Annotated in this window: 25 protein-coding genes, 1 tRNA gene and 1 pseudogene; 18 read left to right on the forward strand and 9 right to left on the reverse strand. The window is 50.1% G+C overall.

Features of this window, described 5'->3' with window-relative positions:
* Nucleotides 1-125 precede the first annotated feature (125 nt).
* The 13 genes and pseudogenes from mafA (at nt 126) to Q9J79_RS08100 (ending at nt 8,316) form a co-directional block, all read left to right on the forward strand.
* Nucleotides 126-1,067, forward strand: a complete 942-nt coding sequence (mafA, locus tag Q9J79_RS08045; RefSeq protein WP_301672826.1) for an adhesin MafA — start codon at nt 126-128, stop codon at nt 1,065-1,067.
* Between the two features lie 3 nt (nt 1,068-1,070).
* On the forward strand, nt 1,071-2,411 hold the full coding sequence (gene mafB, locus Q9J79_RS08050; RefSeq protein ID WP_301912065.1) for a polymorphic toxin MafB class 1: 1,341 nt from the start codon (nt 1,071-1,073) through the stop codon (nt 2,409-2,411).
* Nucleotides 2,408-2,824, forward strand: coding sequence for a DUF6911 family protein (locus Q9J79_RS08055; protein WP_003689511.1), 417 nt, complete (start codon nt 2,408-2,410; stop codon nt 2,822-2,824). Before mafB ends, Q9J79_RS08055 begins: the two co-directional genes overlap by 4 nt.
* A 135-nt stretch (nt 2,825-2,959) precedes the next feature.
* A complete protein-coding gene (locus tag Q9J79_RS08060; protein WP_308446933.1) occupies nt 2,960-3,628 on the forward strand; it encodes an HINT domain-containing protein in 669 nt (222 codons plus the stop codon).
* Between the two features lie 6 nt (nt 3,629-3,634).
* Nucleotides 3,635-3,904, forward strand: coding sequence for a hypothetical protein (locus Q9J79_RS08065; RefSeq protein WP_301912067.1), 270 nt, complete (start codon nt 3,635-3,637; stop codon nt 3,902-3,904).
* A 291-nt stretch (nt 3,905-4,195) separates the two neighbouring features.
* Nucleotides 4,196-4,825 (forward strand): HINT domain-containing protein, encoded by a 630-nt coding sequence (locus tag Q9J79_RS08070; RefSeq protein WP_308446934.1) that lies wholly within the window; start codon nt 4,196-4,198, stop codon nt 4,823-4,825.
* Nucleotides 4,806-5,261 carry a hypothetical protein gene (locus tag Q9J79_RS08075; protein WP_101124512.1) on the forward strand — a complete coding sequence of 152 codons (456 nt, stop codon included), beginning with the start codon at nt 4,806-4,808 and terminating at the stop codon, nt 5,259-5,261. The genes Q9J79_RS08070 and Q9J79_RS08075 overlap by 20 nt, the downstream gene beginning before the upstream one ends.
* Before the next feature lie 140 nt (nt 5,262-5,401).
* Nucleotides 5,402-5,479: pseudogene (locus Q9J79_RS10465) on the forward strand (restriction endonuclease fold toxin); the annotation flags it as partial.
* Entirely contained in the window at nt 5,480-5,839 is a 360-nt protein-coding gene (locus Q9J79_RS08080; RefSeq protein WP_301912068.1) for a hypothetical protein, read from the forward strand. It begins immediately after the preceding pseudogene.
* Nucleotides 5,840-5,850: 11 nt separating this feature from the next.
* On the forward strand, nt 5,851-6,186 hold the full coding sequence (locus Q9J79_RS08085) for a hypothetical protein (protein WP_002235455.1): 336 nt from the start codon (nt 5,851-5,853) through the stop codon (nt 6,184-6,186).
* A gap of 148 nt (nt 6,187-6,334) precedes the next feature.
* Entirely contained in the window at nt 6,335-6,829 is a 495-nt protein-coding gene (locus tag Q9J79_RS08090; RefSeq protein WP_301912069.1) for a hypothetical protein, read from the forward strand.
* 119 nt (nt 6,830-6,948) lie between these two features.
* A complete protein-coding gene (locus tag Q9J79_RS08095; protein WP_301912070.1) occupies nt 6,949-8,082 on the forward strand; it encodes a hypothetical protein in 1,134 nt (377 codons plus the stop codon).
* 6 nt (nt 8,083-8,088) lie between these two features.
* The gene (locus Q9J79_RS08100) at nt 8,089-8,316 is read left to right on the forward strand and encodes a hypothetical protein (protein WP_301672821.1); all 228 of its coding nucleotides are present in this window, start codon (nt 8,089-8,091) and stop codon (nt 8,314-8,316) included.
* A 239-nt stretch (nt 8,317-8,555) separates the two neighbouring features.
* Here the strand turns inward: Q9J79_RS08100 and Q9J79_RS08105 are convergent, their stop codons facing one another.
* From Q9J79_RS08105 to glnA, 3 genes are all read right to left on the reverse strand, one after another.
* A complete protein-coding gene (locus Q9J79_RS08105; protein ID WP_301912071.1) occupies nt 8,556-8,831 on the reverse strand; it encodes a GIY-YIG nuclease family protein in 276 nt (91 codons plus the stop codon).
* A complete protein-coding gene (locus tag Q9J79_RS08110) occupies nt 8,828-10,111 on the reverse strand; it encodes an MFS transporter (RefSeq protein ID WP_301912072.1) in 1,284 nt (427 codons plus the stop codon). Before Q9J79_RS08110 ends, Q9J79_RS08105 begins: the two co-directional genes overlap by 4 nt.
* 150 nt (nt 10,112-10,261) lie before the next feature.
* Complete coding sequence (gene glnA, locus Q9J79_RS08115; protein WP_301912073.1) at nt 10,262-11,680, reverse strand: type I glutamate--ammonia ligase; 1,419 nt, start codon at nt 11,678-11,680, stop codon at nt 10,262-10,264.
* A gap of 310 nt (nt 11,681-11,990) precedes the next feature.
* Here glnA and aroE point away from each other — a divergent pair, with 310 nt between their 5' ends.
* Entirely contained in the window at nt 11,991-12,800 is an 810-nt protein-coding gene (aroE, locus tag Q9J79_RS08120) for a shikimate dehydrogenase (RefSeq protein WP_304685288.1), read from the forward strand.
* Between the two features lie 2 nt (nt 12,801-12,802).
* Entirely contained in the window at nt 12,803-13,504 is a 702-nt protein-coding gene (mtgA, locus tag Q9J79_RS08125) for a monofunctional biosynthetic peptidoglycan transglycosylase (RefSeq protein WP_301912075.1), read from the forward strand.
* 206 nt (nt 13,505-13,710) lie between these two features.
* Here the strand turns inward: mtgA and Q9J79_RS08130 are convergent.
* The 6 genes from Q9J79_RS08130 to Q9J79_RS08155 all read right to left on the reverse strand — a co-directional run bounded on the left by Q9J79_RS08130 (nt 13,711) and on the right by Q9J79_RS08155 (nt 17,449).
* A tRNA-Phe gene (locus tag Q9J79_RS08130) sits at nt 13,711-13,786 on the reverse strand.
* 190 nt (nt 13,787-13,976) lie between these two features.
* Nucleotides 13,977-14,711, reverse strand: coding sequence for an LPS export ABC transporter ATP-binding protein (lptB, locus tag Q9J79_RS08135; protein ID WP_301912161.1), 735 nt, complete (start codon nt 14,709-14,711; stop codon nt 13,977-13,979).
* Nucleotides 14,712-14,784: 73 nt separating this feature from the next.
* On the reverse strand, nt 14,785-15,315 hold the full coding sequence (lptA, locus tag Q9J79_RS08140; RefSeq protein ID WP_301912076.1) for a lipopolysaccharide transport periplasmic protein LptA: 531 nt from the start codon (nt 15,313-15,315) through the stop codon (nt 14,785-14,787).
* Nucleotides 15,296-15,877 (reverse strand): LPS export ABC transporter periplasmic protein LptC, encoded by a 582-nt coding sequence (gene lptC / locus Q9J79_RS08145; protein ID WP_301912077.1) that lies wholly within the window; start codon nt 15,875-15,877, stop codon nt 15,296-15,298. Before lptC ends, lptA begins: the two co-directional genes overlap by 20 nt.
* The gene (locus tag Q9J79_RS08150; protein WP_301912078.1) at nt 15,874-16,410 is read right to left on the reverse strand and encodes a KdsC family phosphatase; all 537 of its coding nucleotides are present in this window, start codon (nt 16,408-16,410) and stop codon (nt 15,874-15,876) included. The genes lptC and Q9J79_RS08150 overlap by 4 nt, the downstream gene beginning before the upstream one ends.
* A 64-nt stretch (nt 16,411-16,474) precedes the next feature.
* A complete protein-coding gene (locus tag Q9J79_RS08155) occupies nt 16,475-17,449 on the reverse strand; it encodes a KpsF/GutQ family sugar-phosphate isomerase (protein ID WP_301912079.1) in 975 nt (324 codons plus the stop codon).
* Between the two features lie 96 nt (nt 17,450-17,545).
* On the opposite strand from Q9J79_RS08155, the gene tal reads away from it, so the two are divergent.
* The 3 genes from tal (at nt 17,546) to gluQRS (ending at nt 19,937) form a co-directional block, all read left to right on the forward strand.
* On the forward strand, nt 17,546-18,601 hold the full coding sequence (gene tal / locus Q9J79_RS08160) for a transaldolase (RefSeq protein ID WP_301912080.1): 1,056 nt from the start codon (nt 17,546-17,548) through the stop codon (nt 18,599-18,601).
* A gap of 141 nt (nt 18,602-18,742) precedes the next feature.
* Nucleotides 18,743-19,033 carry a hypothetical protein gene (locus Q9J79_RS08165; RefSeq protein ID WP_301912081.1) on the forward strand — a complete coding sequence of 97 codons (291 nt, stop codon included), beginning with the start codon at nt 18,743-18,745 and terminating at the stop codon, nt 19,031-19,033.
* A 16-nt stretch (nt 19,034-19,049) separates the two neighbouring features.
* Complete coding sequence (gene gluQRS / locus Q9J79_RS08170) at nt 19,050-19,937, forward strand: tRNA glutamyl-Q(34) synthetase GluQRS (protein WP_301912082.1); 888 nt, start codon at nt 19,050-19,052, stop codon at nt 19,935-19,937.
* Nucleotides 19,938-20,005: the final 68 nt, after the last annotated feature.

The following is a 20,005-nucleotide window of genomic DNA, read 5'->3' on the forward strand; positions in this document are numbered from 1 at the left end:
TGCTCATGGGAAATCCCCTAAATGTCTTGGTGGGAATTTAGGGGATTTTGGGGGATTTTGCAAAGGTCTCAAATCCTTAAAATCCCTTTACACTCAAACCCGTTCAAAACAAAACAAACCCTGCCATGAAAATCCTGCTCCTCCTCATCCCCCTCGTCCTCGCCGCCTGCGGCACACTGACCGGCATTCCTGCCCACGGCGGCGGCAAACGCTTTGCCGTCGAACAGGAACTCGTCGCCGCATCGTCCCGCGCCGCCGTCAAAGAAATGGATTTGTCCGCCCTGAAAGGACGCAAAGCCGCCCTTTACGTCTCCGTTATGGGCGACCAAGGTTCGGGCAACATAAGCGGCGGACGCTACTCTATCGACGCACTGATACGCGGCGGCTACCACAACAACCCCGAAAGTGCCACCCGATACAGCTACCCCGCCTACGACACTACCGCCACCACCAAATCCGACGCGCTCTCCAGCGTTACCACTTCCACATCGGTCTTAAACGCCCCCGCCGCCGCCCTGACGAAAAACAGCGGACGCAAAGGCGAACGCTCCGCCGGACTGTCCGTCAACGGCACGGGCGACTACCGCAACGAAACCCTGCTCGCCAACCCCCGCGACGTTTCCTTCCTGACCAACCTCATCCAAACCGTCTTCTACCTGCGCGGCATCGAAGTCGTACCGCCCGAATACGCCGACACCGACGTATTCGTAACCGTCGACGTATTCGGCACCGTCCGCAGCCGTACCGAACTACACCTCTACAACGCCGAAACCCTTAAAGCCCAAACTAAGCTCGAATATTTCGCCGTTGACCGCGACAGCCGGAAACTGCTGATTGCCCCTAAAACCGCCGCCTACGAATCCCAATACCAAGAACAATACGCCCTCTGGATGGGACCTTACAGCGTCGGCAAAACCGTCAAAGCCTCAGACCGCCTGATGGTCGATTTCTCCGACATCACCCCCTACGGCGACACAACCGCCCAAAACCGTCCCGACTTCAAACAAAACAACGGTAAAAACCCCGATGTCGGCAACGAAGTCATCCGCCGCCGCAAAGGAGGATAAACCGTGAAACCGCTGCGAAGACTAACAAATCTCCTTGCCGCCTGCGCCGTAGCGGCGGCCGCACTCATACAGCCCGCCCTCGCGGCAGAATTGGCGCAAGACCCGTTCATTACCGATAACGCCCAACGGCAGCACTACGAACCCGGAGGCAAATACCACCTCTTCGGCGACCCGCGCGGCAGCGTCTCCGACCGCACCGGTCAAATCAACGTCATCCAAGACTATACCCACCAGATGGGCAACCTGCTCATCCAGCAGGCAAACATCAACGGCACAATCGGCTACCACACCCGCTTTTCCGGACACGGATACGAAGAACACGCCCCCTTCGACAACCACGCCGCCGACAGCGCAAGCAAAGAACAAGGCAACGTTGACGACGGCTTTACCGTATACCGGCTCAACTGGGAAGGACACGAACATCATCCCGCCGATGCCTACGACGGCCCGAAGGGCGGCAATTACCCCAAACCTACGGGGGCACGCGACGAATACACCTATCACGTCAATGGCATAGCCCGCAGCATCAAACTCAATCCAACCGACACCCGCAGCATCCGGCAACGCATATCCGACAATTACAGCAACCTCGGCAGCAATTTCTCCGACCGCGCCTATGAAGCCAACAGAAAAATGTTCGAGCACAATGCCAAGCTCAACCGCTGGGGCAACAGCATGGAGTTTATCAACGGCGTCGCCGCCGGCGCGCTTAACCCCTTTATCAGCGCGGGCGAAGCCGTTGACCAGTGGATGCAGGAAAACCCCAATGCCGCCGAAACCGTCGAAGCCCTGGTCAACGTCCTGCCGTTTGCCAAAGTCAAAAACCTGACAAAGGCGGCAAAAGCAGCCAAAGTCGCTAAGCTGGCAAAGGCGGCGAAACCGGGGAAAGCTGCGGTTAGCGGGGATTTTTCGATTAGCTATAAAAACTTTTCTACTGTCAAACCAAAAGTAATTGCCAAAGGAACGATTAATGGAAAGACTTTTAGAGATGTTAATCAAAGTGCAAAAATTGGATCGCCTGATTCACCTACATTAATAGCCCAACGAGTTAATGCAAAAATCCAAGCCGACGGTAAACCTCGTCCGAATGCAACCGTTGCTAATTCACATGCTGAAATTGGTGTTATCCAGCAGGCTTATAATGCAGGTGAAACGAAAGGGGCATCTATGACAATGACAGTTTCAGGAAAAGATGTTTGCGGTTATTGTAAAGGAGATATTGCAGCTGCTGCTCAAGCTTCTGGACTGAAATCACTGACCGTTAATGCGACAGATAATGTAACAGGAAAAAATAAAACTTACTATTGGACGCCTGGTATGAAATCAATTAAGGAGAGAAAATGAAAACATCAACAATTGTTTTTGGTGGATTTTTTATTACAGATAATGGAGAACGAATCCAAATCCCTATTTTAGAAAATCCTAACATTAAAGAAATAAATAACTTTTTTTCTGTATCAAATTTTGAAAAAAAAGCCGGAGTCCTTGTTTTCAGAATTATTCCTGAGCCTGAATTTGGCAATACTGAATTAACTATCTATTTTGAAAAAGGATATTATTTACCAATAATTCAAACAATTTTAGAAGATGGAGATATTGAAGTAAAAAATCTTAAAACAGAAAATTATAGTGGAAATACAATGGAAATTTTGGGAGACGTCTACCCTATTGAGCATATCTCTAAAAATATTTCTATAATTCAAGATATAATTTCTGAATTTATTATGAAAAATAAACCAATCACAATAATGATTTAATTGAAAAGTTCAACAATCAAAAGGTCGCCTGAAATCGTGTTTAATTTTCAGACGACCTATTTCCTTCATTTGAAATAGGATATTGAGAACTAAGTTCTTCAAAAATCCTACACCTGCTCCTTCCACGGCAGCACCTTGGTCAAAACGGCAGACGGCTACAAAGCCATTGCCCGTATCCGAGTCGGCGAGAGCGTCTTCGCCAAGGACGAGGCAAGCGGGGAAACAGGATACAAACCCGTTACCGCCCAATACGGCAATCCGTATCGGGAAACCGTTTACATTGAAGTTTCAGACGGCATCGGCAACAGCCAAACCCTGATTTCCAACCGCATCCATCCGTTTTACAGTCAAGGAAAATGGATACAGGCAGGTCATCTGAAAAAAGGCGACACCCTGCTTTCCGAAAGCGGCGCAAAACAGACGGTTCAAAACATTACCTTCAAACAGCAGCCGCTCAAAGCCTACAACCTGACCGTCGCCGATTGGCATACTTACTTCGTCAAGGGTGATAGGGCGGAAACGGAAGGGGTTTGGGTTCATAATTCTTGTCCGCCCAAAAGAGCTCCCGAATACCATGCAGGAACTGTATCTGAATCTAATTTTTTAAATGCAGCTGAGAAATGGCTAGGGGAAAACTATAAGTCATATCCAAATGGTCGATATGTATCACAAGATGGAATGCGACAGGTACGATATGGTCATCATGAAACAAATTCATCTACGCATCATGGTCATTTTGAATCATATGACAAACCCAATGGACGTGTAATAGAAAATAGTGTAGTAACAATTATTCAGGATTAGAAAATTATGAGTGTAAAAGAATTATTCAAAGTTATCTTAGATAAAAATAAAGATTTTCCTATTAGAACGATTCATCGCACTCCAATGGGGATACTTCCCAAACCTGTTGCTTTAAGTATTGTTCAATATGAAGATGACCACGGATTTTATTTATTTTATTTGGATGAGACCGGTCAGGAACAAACGGATACTTATCATGACACATTAAATTCGGCATTTAAACAGGCTGAATTTGAATTTGGAATTAGAAAAGAAGAATGGATACAAAGTTCTTAGGTAGCAAGCGTAGAAAACAACAATCAAAAGGTCATCTGAAACCGTGTTTGGTTTTTCAGACAACCTTTCTATCAGTAAAAACGAGATGTTGGGTTTTCATCCGACCTAGGCTTGCGCAGCTCAAGCCAATGATAATAGGTTAAGTAACCGTAGGTTGGATTGAAAACCCAACAATTAAAAGGCTGTCTGAAATCAAGCTTGTTTTTCAGACGGCATTTCCTTCATTTGAAATAGGATATTGAGAACTGAGTTCTTCAAAAATCCTACACCTGCTCTTTCCACGGCAGCACCTTGGTCAAAACGGCAGACGGCTACAAAGCCATCGCCCATATTCAAGCCGGCGACCGCGTCTTCGCCAAGGACGAGGCAAGCGGGGTAACGGGATACAAACCTGTTACCGCCCGATACGGCAATCCGTACCAAGAAACCGTTTACATTAAAGTTTCAGACGGCATCGGTAACAGCCAAACCCTGATTTCCAACCGCATCCATCCGTTTTATTCAGACGGCAAATGGGTTAAAGCGGAAGATTTGAAAGCGGGAATCAGGCTGTTATCCGAAAGCGGCAGAACCCAAACCGTCCGCAACATCATTGTCAAACCAACACCGCTCAAAGCCTACAATCTGACCGTTGCCGATTGGCATACCTACTTCGTCAAGGGCAATCAGGCGGAAACGGAAGGGGTTTGGGTTCATAATTCTTGTCCGCCTAAAAGAACAGGAAGCTCCAAGAATGAAAAACATGGAGACGGCGGTCGAAGTCAAATATCAGCGGAATCAAGAATTGCTGAATTAAAAAATAAAATTATTCCCGGAATGTCCAAAAATGAACGCTTAAAGATTGAGAAAACAATCAGAAATATTGCAAAAAATGCCAATCGAAAAGCAAAAGGAGAAGAGCATGGTCGACGCGGTCGTTAAAACTCCCGAATTTTTACCTTTTACTTCTGTAGGAATATTCCGTTTTGGTGCGGATATAACAGAGTACAAAAACATACTGGAAACTTTTATGTATGAACCTCCTGATGAGTTTAGAACAGAATATTATGAATCTCCCGACTCAAATTTACTAATTGCCGTCAAGAAAAACAAAATTATTTCGATATTTTGTTATCAGGAGCTATATTTTATGGGCGTTAATATAATAGGTCTGAATTTTGAAGATTTTAAACAGCTTTTCCATCACCCTAAATCATACGGTGTTGATAAATATTATTTATCAAATGAATCTTATCCGACATATGTCTATGAGTTTGATGAAATAGGAGTACAAGCTTGGGAAGCAAAAGGGAAAATTGTTACTATCATTGCCGGGGGCAAAGACAATTATTCAACAGAACCTTACTACGATGAATAACATTAATGGCAGGCATAGGTTGGGTTGAAAACTCAACAACAAAAGGTCGTCTGAAACCGTAATCGATTTTTCAGACGACCTTTCTGTCAATCCAAACAGATTGTCGAATCTTAATCCAACCTGTGCTTGCTGTACGGAACAGGCACGGTGTTCATTCACAAGTTAAGTCATATATTGAATCAAAAGGCGGCATTGTTAAAACAGGTTTAGGAGATTAAATGGCATCATATGTTTCCATCAAAGGATGGATTGAATGCTCTGACGATGATATAAAAATCATCCAAGAAAACATTAATAATTTTTGGAATAATTGCCCCTTCAATATCGAAGAAAAAGAATCTGCAAAAATATATAAAAGCGGGTGGGTTTTCCCGACAAATAGTTTTAATTGGAGCAGCTATATTTTTTTTGGTGCATGCGTAAAGTCTTATTTCATTATTTATTTTGAAAAATGTATTAAAACAATAATGGAATTGGATATTGAAATATCAGGTTTTTTTGAATTAGATTATTATGAAGATAGTTATAAAGTAAATTGGAAAATAAATAATGTCAATTTAATACAAACGACTAATTAAATGGACAAAAAATGATGGCTGATAAGGAACAAGTAGAAAAGATGATTTATTCTGAAAATAAACAGAGTGTTATTGACGGTATGCTCGGTATGACCTTCAGCTCGGAGGAGGATGAAATCCCTTGGATTTCTGAGAAATTGACGGAGTTGTCGAAGCATAAAGACTTGGATATTGCCAGATTGTCATTAACCTGTTTCGGACATCTTGCCAGGATGCATGAAAATATCGGCGATTGCGATAAAGTGATTGCTTTATTGCGCTCAAAACAAGGTAATCCGGATTTTCAAGGTTTTGCCGAAGATGCGTTAGACGATATTTCCTTCTTTATATTTAAAAAGCGTCCGTAAGCACCGGCAAGGTCAAATCTGGCAAATGCCGTCTGAAGCGGTATTCGGCTTTCAGACGGCATTTTCTCCGATTAGCACAGGATGCAGGGGCTTGCCGGCTTGATTTTACCGAAGTTGTTGGCAAACAATTTGGAGGGGACGGCAACCTATGGAAAATAGATTTGAAAAAATAGTTAAGGATATTTTTAGTTTTACCCAATTTGTTTCCGAAGCGGAAAATAAGATTCCTAACCAATCCTCTCGTTATTACGACTGCTGGTGGGAATTGGAAGTCTTGAATGCCTCCGCATTGGAAGATTGGGAAATATCGGGAAAGCCTGAAAAATGGGAGAAATGGACAGAAAAATATCAGACCGAAGCGTTACAGTTAGTCAAGAATCTATTTGCCGAAGAAGTTCCTGAAAATAATATAGTTTGCGATATTTCTCATTTTTTGCATTTTGCCGATTGGGCAGAAGCCGATATTCCCAATCAATCACGTTTATATGCCGAATATTGGTGGGAAATGGAAACGTTCAAAATATCGGTTTTAGAAGATTGGGAACGCTCGGGAAAACCGTTAGATTGGGAAAAATGGCAAAGGCAATATCAATCCGAAGCATTTGAATTAGTCAAAAAATTGAATCAAAGCAAACAAGAGTAACAAGCCGCAGCCTGCATAGGGGTTTTTAAAGTACGGCAGCAACCGTAGATTAGATTAAAAATCAAACAATCAAAGCCCGCCTGATATAATCGATATATCCTGTTAAACGAAAAATAAATATGTTTAAAAAATTCAAACCGGTATTGTTGTCATTTTTTGCACTTGTATTTGCCTTTTGGCTGGGGAAGGGTATTGCCTATGAGATTAATCCGCGTTGGTTTTTGAGCGATACAGCAACTGAAATACCTGAAAATCCGAATACTTTTGTGGCGAAACTTGCCCGCCTGTTCCGAAATGCCGACAGGGCGGTTGTCATCGTGAAGGAATCGATGAGGACGGAGGAAAGTCTTGCCGAAACTGCGGATGACGGTCCGTTGCAGTCGGAGAAGGATTATCTCGCGCTCGCTGTCCGGCTCAGTCGTTTGAAAGAAAAAGCGAAATGGTTTCACGTAACGGAGCAGGAACATGGGGAAGAGGTTTGGCTGAATTACTATATCGGCGAGGGCGGTTTGGTTGCGGTTTCGCTTTTGCAACGCTCGCCGGAAGCGTTTGTTAATGCCGAATATCTGTATCGGAACGATCGTCCGTTTTCTGTAAATGTGTACGGCGGAACGGTTCACGGGGAAAATTATGAAACGACAGGAGAATATCGGGTTGTTTGGCAACCGGACGGTTCGGTATTTGATGCGGCGGGGCGCGGGAAAATCGGGGAAGATGTTTATGAGCATTGTCTCGGGTGTTATCAGATGGCCCAGATATATTTGGCGAAATACCGGGATGTCGCGAATGACGAGCAGAAGGTTTGGGACTTCCGCGAAGAGAGCAACCGGATTGCGTCGGACTCGCGCGATTCTGTGTTTTATCAGAATATGCGGGAATTGATGCCCCTGGGGATGAAGGCGAACAGTCTTGTAGTCGGCTATGATGCGGACGGTCTGCCGCAGAAAATCTATTGGAGTTTCGACAATGGGAAAAAACGCCAGAGTTTCGAATATTATTTGAAAAACGGAAATCTTTTTATTGCACAATCTTCGACGGTAGCATTGAAAGCGGATGGCGTAACGGCGGATATGGAGACCTATCATACGCAACAGACGTGGTTTTTGGATGGCGGGCGGATTGTCCGCGAAGAGAAACAGGGAGACAGACTGCCTGATTTTCCTTTGAACTTGGAAGATTTGGAAAAAGAGGTGCGCCGTTATACAGAGGCTGCGGCGAGACGTTCGGGCGGCAGGCGCGACCTTTCTTACTGAACGCAAATGCCGTCTGAAACCGGTTTTCAGACGGCATTGGAGAGTCAAACTCTTTTTGCAATGCCGTATATGCCGAACCCGATTCGCTATAAATTGAAAACCACAATCCAAAAAACGGAAATACACATTATAAAACAAACAAATAAGTTGACATATTGTGCGATGTCGAGGGCTGTACCGTATTTTCCCATCGTATTTTCCCGTTCTTTATATGAGCGGCAGGCATCCTCATAAAAGAAGGGATACCGATAAGGAAAAACACCCCGGCATAAAAATATACTGATTAATCAATACAAATCCAACAAACAGTTCATCGTATTCTTTTCTGTTGACGTATAAAAAATACTGATATATGCCTTCACTTTCACAGGGCGACGCTTTATGTGCCGTCCTGTACGTTGAAACATCGGTTTTCCTTGCCGCCTGCCCCGCTTTTCCCTGATTGCTGCCAACTGCCGTCCGAACCCGAACCGTCAGGTTTCAGACGGCATTTTTTCCGCCTGTTCCCACAATTGCCGTTTTTGTGCGGCGGTCAGTTTTTTGACGGCGATTTCCTGTTTGAGCGCAGTGCCTTTATCCATCCCGCCTGCAACGATACGCATCGCCACCGGTTTGAATACGCGGGTATATTTCGCGCCTTTGCCGGAAGTGTGGGCGGCAAGCCGCTGTTGCGGATTCTTGCTGATGCCGCAATAGAACGCGCTGTTTTCACACAATATCAGGTAAACGCTCCAGTTTGACGCGTTCATCTGCCTGTATCCTGAGTTTTTTCCCCGTTCCAAGGCGCAACTTTCAGCAACAACAGCATACCCGGCAGGGCAAGTACGAAACACAGCCGGAAAAACGGCACATAGCCCATCCATTCGATCAGATAACCGGCAAAGGAATTGATGACCGTGCGCGGCACGGCGGACAGGCTGGTAAACAGTGCGAGCTGCGTTGCGGTAAATGCGGGATTGGTCTCGCGCGCCATATACGATACAAACGCCGCCGTCCCCAAACCCACGCCGACCGCTTCCGCGCCGATAACCGCCGCCAGCATCAGCCTCTCGCCTGTGCCGACCGTGTCGAAATGTCCGAACCCTGCCAGCCATACAAACCCCAAAACCGTTATTGCCTGCACCGCGCCGAATAGCCACAAGGCTTTGTTTACGCCGATTTTCAGCATCCACACGCCGCCCAAGATACCTGCCGCCACTGCCGGCCACAGTCCTGCATTTTTCGCAATCAAACCGATATCTGTCTTACTGAAACCCATATCCAGATAAAACGGCGTTGCCAACGCGGTTGCCATACTGTCGCCGAGTTTGTAAAGGAAGATAAACAGCAGCACGCATACAGCAGAAGCGATGCCCTTGCGCGTAAAAAATTCTTTAAACGGCTCTACCACGGTCTGCTTCAACGTTTTAGGAACGGAAGGCGGCAACACGGGTTCGCGCGCGAGAAACAGCGTCATCAGAAGGCCGGGCAGCATAAATAATGAAGTGATAACAAATACTTCTGACCACGGCATCCTGTCTGCCAACACCAAACTCAATGAACCGGGAATCAGGGCGGCAATCCGGTAGGCGTTCACGTGAACCGAGTTGCCCAAACCCAATTCTTCGTCCGACAAAATCTCGCGCCTGAACGCATCCAATACAATATCCTGACTGGCGGCAAAAAACGCGACAAGCACCGACAAGCCGGCAATCAGCGGCAGATGATTACGGGGATTTAAAAAGGCATATGCCGCCAAAGCCGCCAGCAACCCTGCCTGCGTCAGCAGCATCCACCCGCGCCGCCGGCCCAAAACGGGCAGCCTGACCGCGTCCATCAGCGGAGACCACAAAAATTTCCAGGTAAACGGCAGTCCGATTAACGCCATCAGCCCGATGCTCTTCAAATCCACCTGCTCGCTGCGCAACCACGCCGGAATCAGGTTAATCAGAAAATACAGCGGCAGCCCCGAGGTAAACCCCGTAAAAATACAGACAAGCATATTGCGGGAAAAGATTTGCCCGATAAAACCTGATTTCGATGCAGTCATCGTTCGTGCAGCCAAAAAAAACAAAAGCCTATTGTAGCAAATATCGCCCGCCTGCTGAAAAACGCCGCCACGCGCCGCCGGTTTGCCGTTCCAATGCAAAATGCCGTCTGAAACTGCGTTCAGACGGCATTTCTACTGAAACCTGAGAGTTTACAGGCTGTAATACATTTCAAATTCCAGCGGATGAGGTGCCATACGGATGCGGCGGACATCTTCCTCTTTAAAGGCGATGTAGCTATCAATCCAGTCTTTGCTGAACACGCCGCCGCGCAGGAGGAATTCGTGATCGGCTTTGAGGGAGGCGAGGGCTTCTTCCAAAGAAGCGCAAACGGTCGGCACCAATGCATCTTCTTCCGGCGGCAGGTCGTAAAGGTTTTTATCGGCAGGGTCGCCCGGATGGATTTTGTTTTGAATACCGTCCAAACCGGCCATCAATAAAGCGGCGAACGCCAAGTATGGGTTGGCGGTCGGATCGGGGAAACGTGCTTCGATGCGGCGTGCTTTGCTGCTGTTTACAGACGGAATGCGGATGGAAGCGGAACGGTTTTTGGCGGAATAAGCCAATTTGGTCGGTGCTTCAAAGTGCGGCACGAGGCGTTTGTAGGAGTTGGTGGACGGATTGGTAATCGCGTTCAAGGCTTTGGCGTGTTTGATGATGCCGCCGATATAGTAGAGCGCGGTGTCGCTCAAGCCGGCATAGCCGTCGCCTGAAAACAGGTTTTGACCGTCTTTCCAGATGGATTGGTGGACGTGCATACCGCTGCCGTTGTCGCCCATAATGGGTTTGGGCATGAAGGTGGCTGTTTTGCCGAAGTTGTGGGCAACGTTTTGAATCACGTATTTCATGTCTTGGGTTTGGTCGGCGCGTTTGACCAAGGTGGCGAAGCGCGTGCCGATTTCCATTTGGCTGCCGGTACCGACTTCGCTGTGGTGGACTTCGACTTCGATGCCGAGTCCTTCCAAAATGTTTACCATCGCGGAACGCAAATCCTGACCGCAGTCAATCGGCGCGACGGGCGCGTAACCGCCTTTGACGGCAGGGCGGTGGCCGGTGTTTTGACCGTCCATATGCAGACCGCTGGCCCATGCGCCGCTTTCGGACGTGATTTCGTAACGGGTTTTGTGCATATCGGTTTCAAATTCTACGCCGTCGAAGACGAAGAATTCGGGTTCGGGGCCGAAGTATGCCGTGTCGCCGATACCGGAAGATTTCAAATAGGCTTCGGCACGGCGTGCGATGGAGCGCGGGTCGCGGTCGTAACCCTGACCGTCGGCAGGGTCGATGACATCGCAGGTAATGACGACGGTAACATCATCATAAAAAGGATCGACGAAGGCTGTAGACGCATCGGGACGCAGCTGCATATCGGAAGCCTGAATGCCTTTCCAGCCGCCGATAGACGAACCGTCAAACGCCTGACCGTTTTCGAACCACTCTTCGGGGTCTTTCAACACGATGCGCACAGGCACGGTAAAGTGGTGCTGCTTGCCTTTGGTATCGGTAAAGCGCAAATCGACAAAGCGGGCTTCGCTTTCTTCAATCAATTTTACGGCGTTTTTAATAGACATTTTTCAGCTCCTGGAAAAGGGAAATAGCAAAATATGCGGAACGCGGCAGCTTGACGCAAAGTCGGCACGATTCTACCACGTCCATGCCGTCTGAAACTGGCCCTGCGTCAAATTCCAAGCTGTAAAATATAGTTTCAGACGGCAAGATTGTCAACAATATGCTTCGGTTTGTCTGTTCAAAAGCGGAATACCCGCCCTTTTGTCCGAATGCCGACAAAACAGATGCCGTCTGAAAGCAGTTCAGACGGCATCGTTCCCATCTTCGCGCCGCCGTTATAAAATGACCGCCCCGCCTTGATGGAATATAACTATGCACACCCTCCCCCGCTACGCCGTTTTCGGCAACCCCGTCGCCCACAGCAAGTCGCCGCAAATCCATCAGCAATTTGCTCTTCAGGAAGGCGTCGACATTGAATACGGACGCATTTGTGCCGAAATCGGCAGTTTCGCGCAGGCGGTTTCGACATTTTTTGAAACAGGCGGTTGCGGGGCAAACGTTACCGTACCGTTCAAGCAGGAAGCTTTTGCGCTGGCGGACGAACATTCCGACTGCGCTTTGGCTGCCGGCGCGGTCAATACACTGATTCTGTTGAAAAACGGCAAGCTGCGTGGCGACAATACCGACGGTATCGGTTTGGCCAACGACATCACGCAGGTTAAAAACATTGCCATCGAGGGCAAAACCATTTTGCTTTTGGGCGCAGGCGGCGCGGTGCGCGGCGTGATTCCGGTTTTGAAAAAACACCGCCCTGCCCGTATCGTCATTGCCAACCGTACCCACGCCAAGGCCGAGGAATTGGCGCAGCTTTTCGGCATTGAAGCCGTCCCGATGGCGGATTTAAACGGCGGTTTCGATATCATCATCAACGGCACGTCCGGCGGCTTGAGCGGTCAGCTTCCTGCCGTCAGCCCTGAAATTTTCCGCGGCTGCCGCCTTGCCTACGATATGGTTTACGGCGACGCGGCGCAGGCGTTTTTGAACTTTGCCCAAAGCAACGGCGCGGCCGAAGTTTCAGACGGTCTGGGCATGCTGGTCGGTCAGGCTGCCGCTTCCTACTCCCTCTGGCGCGGATTTACGCCCGATATCCGCCCTGTTATCGAATACATGAAAGCCCTGTAACCATGTTCCGCATCATCAAATGGCTGATTGCCCTGCCCATCGGCATCTTCATTTTCTTCAACGCTTATGTGTACGGCAACATCATTACCTACCGTGCCGTCGCGCCGCATCAAACCGCCTTTATGTCGATGCGGATGAAGCAGTTCGAACAAGAAGGACGCAATGTCGCCCTGGATTACCGTTGGGTTCCCTACGACCACATTTCCACCAACCTGAAAAAAGCCCTGATTGCTTCCGAAGATGCCCATTTTGCCGGACACGGCGGCTTCGATTGGGGCGGCATTCAAAACGCCATCAGGCGCAACCGGAACAGCGGCGAAGTGAAGGCGGGCGGATCGACCATCAGCCAGCAGCTTGCCAAAAACCTCTTCCTCAACGAAAGCCGCAGCTATCTGCGCAAAGGGGAAGAGGCGGCCATTACGGCGATGATGGAAGCTGTTACCGACAAAGACAGGATTTTCGAACTGTATCTGAATTCAATCGAGTGGCACTACGGGGTGTTTGGCGCGGAAGCCGCGTCCCGATACTTTTATAAAAAACCGGCCGCAGACCTGACCAAACAGCAGGCGGCGAAACTGACTGCCCGCGTCCCCGCCCCGCTCTACTACGCCGACCATCCGAAAAGCAAACGGCTGCGCAACAAAACCAATATCGTACTCAAACGCATGGGTTCGGCAGAATTGCCTGAAGACGACACGGACTGAGTGCCGCCGCAATATAAAATGCCGTCTGAAATATCATTCAGACGGCATGTGCTTTCTGCCTTTACCCTACCCTCTTCTCCAAAACGCAACGGGGCGGTCATTATCGCTTTTGTCCTTCTACATAATGGTCAGACACAAAACGTGTCCGACACGGACAACTTCCCAAAAACGGCAGGCAAAAAAATAACCGCTCATCAGCGGTTTTTTGGTGGCCAGAGGCGGAATCGAACCGCCGACACACGGATTTTCAATCCGTTGCTCTACCAACTGAGCTATCTGGCCTTTGTCTGTCTCGTTAAGAGATGCGTATTAAACCAAATTACGGGACGACATGCAAGCATATCGGGCAATATTCTTTGAAAACCGGTTTAAGTCAATGTTTTAAATTTGAATTAATTTATGTAAAAACAGCATAAATCCGTACTTTTGCCGCCTGCCCGACGATATGAGGCCGCCCGTCTGAAAAATATTTTCAATATTTGAAGTTCTCACCCAGATAAACAGAACGAACCTGTTCGTTTCCGACCAAATCATCAGGTTTTCCCGATGCCAACACCGTGCCGTCTGAAATGATGTAGGCGCGATCGCAGATGCTGAGGGTTTCGCGTACGTTGTGGTCGGTAATCAATACGCCGATACCGCGCGACTTGAGAAACCCGATGATTTTCTGGATGTCGATGACGGCGATGGGATCGACGCCGGCAAAAGGCTCGTCCAGCAAAATAAAATGCGGTTTCATGGCAAGCACGCGGGCGATTTCGACGCGTCGGCGTTCGCCCCCCGACAAAGATGGGGCAGGATTATTGCGCAAACGCTCGATATTCAGGTCGGCAAGCAGTTTTTCAACTTCGCCGTCGATGAGGCTTTTGTCTTTGGTACTGATTTCCAAGATGGCGCGGATATTCTGTTCAACTGTCATTTTGCGGAATATCGAGGCTTCCTGCGGCAGGTAGCCGACACCGAGGAGGGCGCGTTCGTGTATGGGCAGGTGGCGCAATTCTTGTCCGTCTAGGGTTACGCTGCCCGCATCGGCGGCAATGAGCCCGACAATCATGTAGAAACTGGTGGTTTTACCCGCGCCGTTGGGCCCGAGTAGGCCGACGACTTCTCCGCTTTCGATTTCGAGGGAGAAGCTTTTAACGACTTGGCGTTTTTTAAAACTTTTTTGCAGGTTTTGAACAACAAGGCGGCTGACGTTTGCGCTCATAAATATCTCTTCAATATCTTCGGTCGGCATATGCCGTCCGAACCGGGTTTATGTTTCAGACGGCATTTGGGGATTATTCGGATTTTTGCGTACTCGAAGGCTGGATGATGACGCTGACCCTGCCGGATTTGGAAGCGGATTTTGCGCCGGATTTTGTGCTGCCGCTGATGGTATAGACTTCGGTTTTGGTGTTGTAGGTAATGACCGCACCTTCGGCAAGGTCGCCGCCGCGCTGCACTTTGGCATTGCCGGTCAGAACGACGGTGCTGCCTGCGGAGGAATAGGTAACGTTGTTTGCCTGACCGCGCACCGTCCCTTTGCCCCCGTCCAACGTTTGGCTGAAGCGCACGGGCGAGCCGTCGGCCTTCATAAACTGTTCGCCTTTATCATTACGCGTTACGTTGACGCGGGTGGCGGAAATATTGAGCGTACCCTGTCTGATGACGACATTGCCGCTGAATGTGGTGCTTTGGTTGGCTTGATCGAGCGAACCTTGGTCGGCCTCAATCTGAATAGGCTGCCTGCTGTCGCTTTGAAGGGCAAAAGCGGGGGATGTCGAAAAAAATGCTATTAAAACAAAAATTTTACATATTTTTTGTATCATAAATCGTGGCTTTCACTTTAGATGAGAAGTTCAACAGGCCTGTTTTGTGGTCGTAAGTCATGCTGCCCGCCTGACCGTGCGATGCACCATATTGGAAACTGACAGGCGTATCGGTTTGGGCATATTGAGATTCGGTATCGACGTGCAGCTTTTCGGTTTCAACTTTACCCGCCTGCCGTTTGCCGTCGGCGGTTTTGGTCAAGACGACATGGTTTTTAAAGAGAACCTGTTTGGTTTCGGTATGGTAAACGGCTTCATCGCTGCCGACTTCGTACAACAACCTGCCTTCTTGGAAGAACACGAGATGCGGCGAATCAAAATGGATGTCGCTGCTTTCGGGAAACTGTTTCGCACCTTTCGCGCTCAAATGTTCTTTCAAGTATCCCTGTTCGTCAAACCGCCTGCCGTCCAAGCCGTCCATTGTGTATTGGGGTTCGTCGGGATTGAGCCTGACTTCCTCGATTTCGACTTCGCTGATACGACCCAACCATGCCGACAGACCGCCCAAGGCAACCGCCAATATCAATGGGAATGCGATTCCGTACCGCCATCTTACTTTCATTTGATGTACTCGTTCAAAGCCGCGCCCAAAGTCCCTTGCGCCTGCATAATCAGGTCGCACACTTCACGCACCGCGCCCGCACCGCCGGGGCGTTTGGCAATATAGGCGGCGTGTTGCAGCGTAAACCAATGCGCGTCGGGGACGGCAACCGACAATCCGCAACGCACCATCACCGGCAAATCGACCACGTCGTCGCCGACAAAGGCACACTCAGCTTCTTCCACACCTGCCTGCACGCGCAGCTCTTCATACGCGGCGCGTTTGTCCGAAATGCCTTTGAAGTAGTAATTTATGCCCAACTGTTTGGCGCGGATGCCGACGGAGGGCGCGTCCCGACCTGTGATAATCGCAGTCTGCACGCCGCTTGCCTGAAGCATCTTCAAACCGTGTCCGTCCAGCGTGTGAAACGATTTGATTTCTTCGCCGTTATCGCGGATAAAGATGCGCCCGTCGGTCAAAACACCGTCCACATCCAATATCAGCAGTTTGATTTTGGCGGCGTGCGCCTGTAATTCGGGAGAAATTGCCTGCATGGGATTTCCTTGTTTTCAGACGGCATATCTTACCACAAATGCCGTCTGAAACGGCTGCACCGCCTTATACAATCCGTGCCGCCAAAAGGTCGTGCATATTCAGCGCGCCGATCAGCACGCCGTCGGCATCGGTTACCAGAAGACCGTTGATGTGGTTTGCCTGCATCACTTTCAACGCTTCGGCGGCGAGTCGTTCGGCGGAGATGGTTTTGGGCTGCGTATGCATCATTTCCTCCACTTGAAGGCCGGCAAGGCTGTCGCGCCGTTGGAACAGGCGGCGCAAATCGCCGTCGGTGAACACGCCTTTCAGACGGTCTTGTGCGTCCGTTACCGCCAGCATCCCCAGTCCTTTCTCACTCATACTGACGATGGCTTCTTTTAAAGGTGTGCCGAGCCGGACGGCAGGCAGGCCGCCGCCTTTGTGCATAATGTCGGCAACGCGCAAAAGCAGGCGTTTGCCGAGGCTGCCGGCAGGATGGCTCAAGGCGAAATCGTCGGGCGTGAACGCGCGCGCGCGCAGCAGGACGACCGCCAACGCGTCGCCCAAAGCCATCACGGCGGTGGTGCTGCTGGTCGGGGCAAGCCCCAGCGGGCAGGCTTCTTGAGAAACCGATGCGGTGATGTGGATGTCGGCATGGCGCGCCATCGTCGAACCGGGGCGGGCGGTGATGCAGACGAGGGTAATGTCTTTGCGTTTGAGTGCGGGGATGATGGCGGCGATTTCGTCGCTTTCGCCGGAATTGGAAATCGCGACGACCACGTCGTTGTCCACAATCATACCCAAGTCGCCGTGTGCCGCTTCCGCAGGGTGGACGAAAAACGCAGGCGTGCCGGTCGAGGCCATGGTTGCCGCCATTTTGCGCCCGATATGTCCCGACTTGCCCATGCCCGTGATAACAACCCTGCCCTTGCAGTGCAACAACGCGTCCGCCGCAAGGACGAAGTTTTCGTCCAAATCCGCCGCAATTTCGCGCAAGCCTTCCGCTTCGGTGTGCAACACTTCGCGCGCCCAGTCGAGATATTTTCCGTTTTCTGCCATTGCAACCCGCCTTTGCTGTAACAAAACTACCAAAATTTTCCGAATCGGGGTAGCATAAGCCCTCAAACCCCGCCCATCCATCCAAAGGAATCAGAAATGACTATTTTATCGGACGTTAAAGCATTAGGACAACAAATCTGGCTGGACAACCTTTCCCGCTCGCTCGTGCAAAGCGGCGAATTGGCGCAAATGCTGAAACAAGGCGTGTGCGGCGTAACTTCCAATCCCGCCATCTTCCAAAAAGCCTTCGCCGGCGACGCGCTTTACGCCGATGAAATCGCCGCCCTCAAGCAGCAAAACCTCAGCCCCAAACAACGCTACGAAACGATGGCGGTTGCCGATGTGCGTGCCGCCTGCGGCGTCTGCCTTGCCGAACACGAATCCACCGGCGGCAAAACCGGTTTCGTCAGCCTCGAAGTTTCCCCCGAGCTTGCCAAAGACGCGCAAGGCACGGTAGAAGAAGCCCGCCGCCTCCATGCCGCCATCGCGCGTAAAAACGCCATGATTAAAATTCCTGCCACCGACGCAGGCATCGATGCGCTCGAAACCCTCGTTTCAGACGGCATCAGCGTGAACCTGACCCTGCTGTTCTCACGCGCCCAAACCCTCAAAGCCTACGCCGCCTACGCGCGCGGCATTGCCAAACGCTTGGCAGCCGGACAAAACGTTGCCCATATCCACGTCGTCGCCAGCTTCTTCATCTCGCGCGTGGACAATGCGCTGGACGCAACGCTGCCCGACCACCTCAAAGGCAAAATCGCCATCGCCCTTGCCAAAGCCGCCTACCAGGACTGGGCGCAATACTTCGGCAGCCCCGAATTTGCCGCGCTGGAAACCAAAGGCGCAAACCGCGTGCAGCTTTTGTGGGCATCTACCGGCGTGAAAAACCCAGCCTATCCCGACACGCTCTACGTTGACAGCCTGATCGGCGCGCACACCGTCAACACCGTTCCCGATGCCACCCTCAAAGCCTTCATCGACCACGGCACAGCCAAAGCCTCGCTGACAGAAGGCGTAGAAGAAGCACAAGCGCAGCTTGCCGAAACCGCCGCGCTCGGCATCGATGTCGAAACCTTGGCGACGCGTTTGCAGGAAGACGGTTTGAAACAATTTGAAGAAGCGTTTGAAAAACTGCTCTCACCGTTGGTTTAAACTTTTCATCCCCGATGCCGTCTGAAAGGCTTTCAGACGGCATCGCCCTTTTGACCGGACACAGTGGGTTCACCCTAAAAATATTAATTAACAAGAAGTTAATGCACGACATTATCCACCAACACAAAAGGGAATAGAATCATGGCAAAAGCACTCGAAATCATTTCACCCGATGAAATTTATTCAGATCTGATTTTTAAGGATCCGGTACCTCCCCATACCATATATAGAGAATTGACGAAACTGGTTGATAGAAATGCAAGTAATGAGAGAATTGCAGATAGAGCCTTCGATTTTTTCTCATCTGGTCTTATGGATGATTCAGCTACCGAAGAGCAATATAATGCCCTATATGATTTAACCTTGCTTGAAGAGCCCGGGATGGAACTGAATAAAGATGAGATAATGGCTTTGATTAATAGTCTTAAATAAAGGGGCTGTACCAGATATGTACACAGGACGTTTTGCCCCCAGCCCGACCGGGCTGCTCCACATCGGCTCGCTGCTGACCGCCGTCGCTTCCTATGCCGATGCACGCTCAAACGGCGGCAAATGGCTGGTCCGCATGGAAGACCTCGATCCGCCGCGCGAAATGCCGGGGGCGGCAAGCCATATCCTGCACACGCTTGAGGCATTCGGATTCGAGTGGGACGGAGAAGTCGCCTATCAGAGCCGCCGTTACGCCCTGTATGAAGAAACCCTATGCCGTCTGAAAACCGCCGGACTGGTCTATCCCTGCCATTGCAGCCGCAAAGACTGGCAGGCCGGGGCAAGGCGGGGAGCAGACGGGTTCGTCTATAACGGACGTTGCCGCCACCCCGGCCAACGCCCTGCACTGCAAGGCAAACAGCCGGCGTGGCGCATCTGCGTCCCCGACCGCATTATCGGTTTTTCAGACGGCATCGTCGGCGGTTACGCCCAAAACCTCGCCCGCGACATCGGCGATTTCGTCCTACTTCGTGCAGACGGTTACTGGGCATACCAACTCGCCGTCGTTGCCGATGATGCCGAACAGGGTATTACCCACATCGTCCGCGGACAAGACCTGCTCGTTTCTACGCCGCGCCAAATCTATTTGCAGCAGTGTTTGGGCGTTTCGACACCGCAATATGCCCACCTGCCGCTCCTGACCAACGCGCAAGGGCAGAAATGGTCGAAACAGACGCTCGCCCCCGCATTGGATTTAAACCGCCGCGAACAACTCCTCCGCCAAGTGTTCCGTTACCTCAACCTGCCCGAAGCACCGGAAACCGACCGCCCTGCCGAACTGCTCGACTGGGCGGTGGCACACTGGGATATGGACAAAGTGCCGAAACACGCCATTACCGCCCCCTAAACACCGCCCGACAAACGCACAAATGCCGTCTGAAACCTTCAGACGGCATTTCACACATACAGCCCCGC

The organism is Neisseria viridiae (assembly GCF_962747995.1).
GTDB lineage: Bacteria > Pseudomonadota > Gammaproteobacteria > Burkholderiales > Neisseriaceae > Neisseria > Neisseria viridiae.

Bases quoted from the DNA above. Each gene is read 5' to 3' on its own strand.
- Q9J79_RS08150 (WP_301912078.1), bottom strand. From the start codon at position 16,410: ATGCAGGCAATTTCTCCCGAATTACAGGCGCACGCCGCCAAAATCAAA.
- Q9J79_RS08095 (WP_301912070.1), top strand. From the start codon at position 6,949: ATGTTTAAAAAATTCAAACCGGTATTGTTGTCATTTTTTGCACTTGTA.
- glnA (WP_301912073.1), bottom strand. From the start codon at position 11,680: ATGTCTATTAAAAACGCCGTAAAATTGATTGAAGAAAGCGAAGCCCGC.
- lptC (WP_301912077.1), bottom strand. From the start codon at position 15,877: ATGAAAGTAAGATGGCGGTACGGAATCGCATTCCCATTGATATTGGCG.
- aroE (WP_304685288.1), top strand. From the start codon at position 11,991: ATGCACACCCTCCCCCGCTACGCCGTTTTCGGCAACCCCGTCGCCCAC.
- mtgA (WP_301912075.1), top strand. From the start codon at position 12,803: ATGTTCCGCATCATCAAATGGCTGATTGCCCTGCCCATCGGCATCTTC.
- Q9J79_RS08080 (WP_301912068.1), top strand. From the start codon at position 5,480: ATGGCATCATATGTTTCCATCAAAGGATGGATTGAATGCTCTGACGAT.
- Q9J79_RS08055 (WP_003689511.1), top strand. From the start codon at position 2,408: ATGAAAACATCAACAATTGTTTTTGGTGGATTTTTTATTACAGATAAT.
- Q9J79_RS08100 (WP_301672821.1), top strand. From the start codon at position 8,089: ATGCCGTCTGAAACCGGTTTTCAGACGGCATTGGAGAGTCAAACTCTT.
- Q9J79_RS08105 (WP_301912071.1), bottom strand. From the start codon at position 8,831: ATGAACGCGTCAAACTGGAGCGTTTACCTGATATTGTGTGAAAACAGC.
- tal (WP_301912080.1), top strand. From the start codon at position 17,546: ATGACTATTTTATCGGACGTTAAAGCATTAGGACAACAAATCTGGCTG.
- Q9J79_RS08090 (WP_301912069.1), top strand. From the start codon at position 6,335: ATGGAAAATAGATTTGAAAAAATAGTTAAGGATATTTTTAGTTTTACC.
- lptA (WP_301912076.1), bottom strand. From the start codon at position 15,315: ATGATACAAAAAATATGTAAAATTTTTGTTTTAATAGCATTTTTTTCG.
- Q9J79_RS08155 (WP_301912079.1), bottom strand. From the start codon at position 17,449: ATGGCAGAAAACGGAAAATATCTCGACTGGGCGCGCGAAGTGTTGCAC.
- Q9J79_RS08075 (WP_101124512.1), top strand. From the start codon at position 4,806: ATGGTCGACGCGGTCGTTAAAACTCCCGAATTTTTACCTTTTACTTCT.
- Q9J79_RS08085 (WP_002235455.1), top strand. From the start codon at position 5,851: ATGATGGCTGATAAGGAACAAGTAGAAAAGATGATTTATTCTGAAAAT.
- gluQRS (WP_301912082.1), top strand. From the start codon at position 19,050: ATGTACACAGGACGTTTTGCCCCCAGCCCGACCGGGCTGCTCCACATC.
- Q9J79_RS08065 (WP_301912067.1), top strand. From the start codon at position 3,635: ATGAGTGTAAAAGAATTATTCAAAGTTATCTTAGATAAAAATAAAGAT.
- Q9J79_RS08110 (WP_301912072.1), bottom strand. From the start codon at position 10,111: ATGACTGCATCGAAATCAGGTTTTATCGGGCAAATCTTTTCCCGCAAT.
- mafA (WP_301672826.1), top strand. From the start codon at position 126: ATGAAAATCCTGCTCCTCCTCATCCCCCTCGTCCTCGCCGCCTGCGGC.
- lptB (WP_301912161.1), bottom strand. From the start codon at position 14,711: ATGAGCGCAAACGTCAGCCGCCTTGTTGTTCAAAACCTGCAAAAAAGT.
- Q9J79_RS08165 (WP_301912081.1), top strand. From the start codon at position 18,743: ATGGCAAAAGCACTCGAAATCATTTCACCCGATGAAATTTATTCAGAT.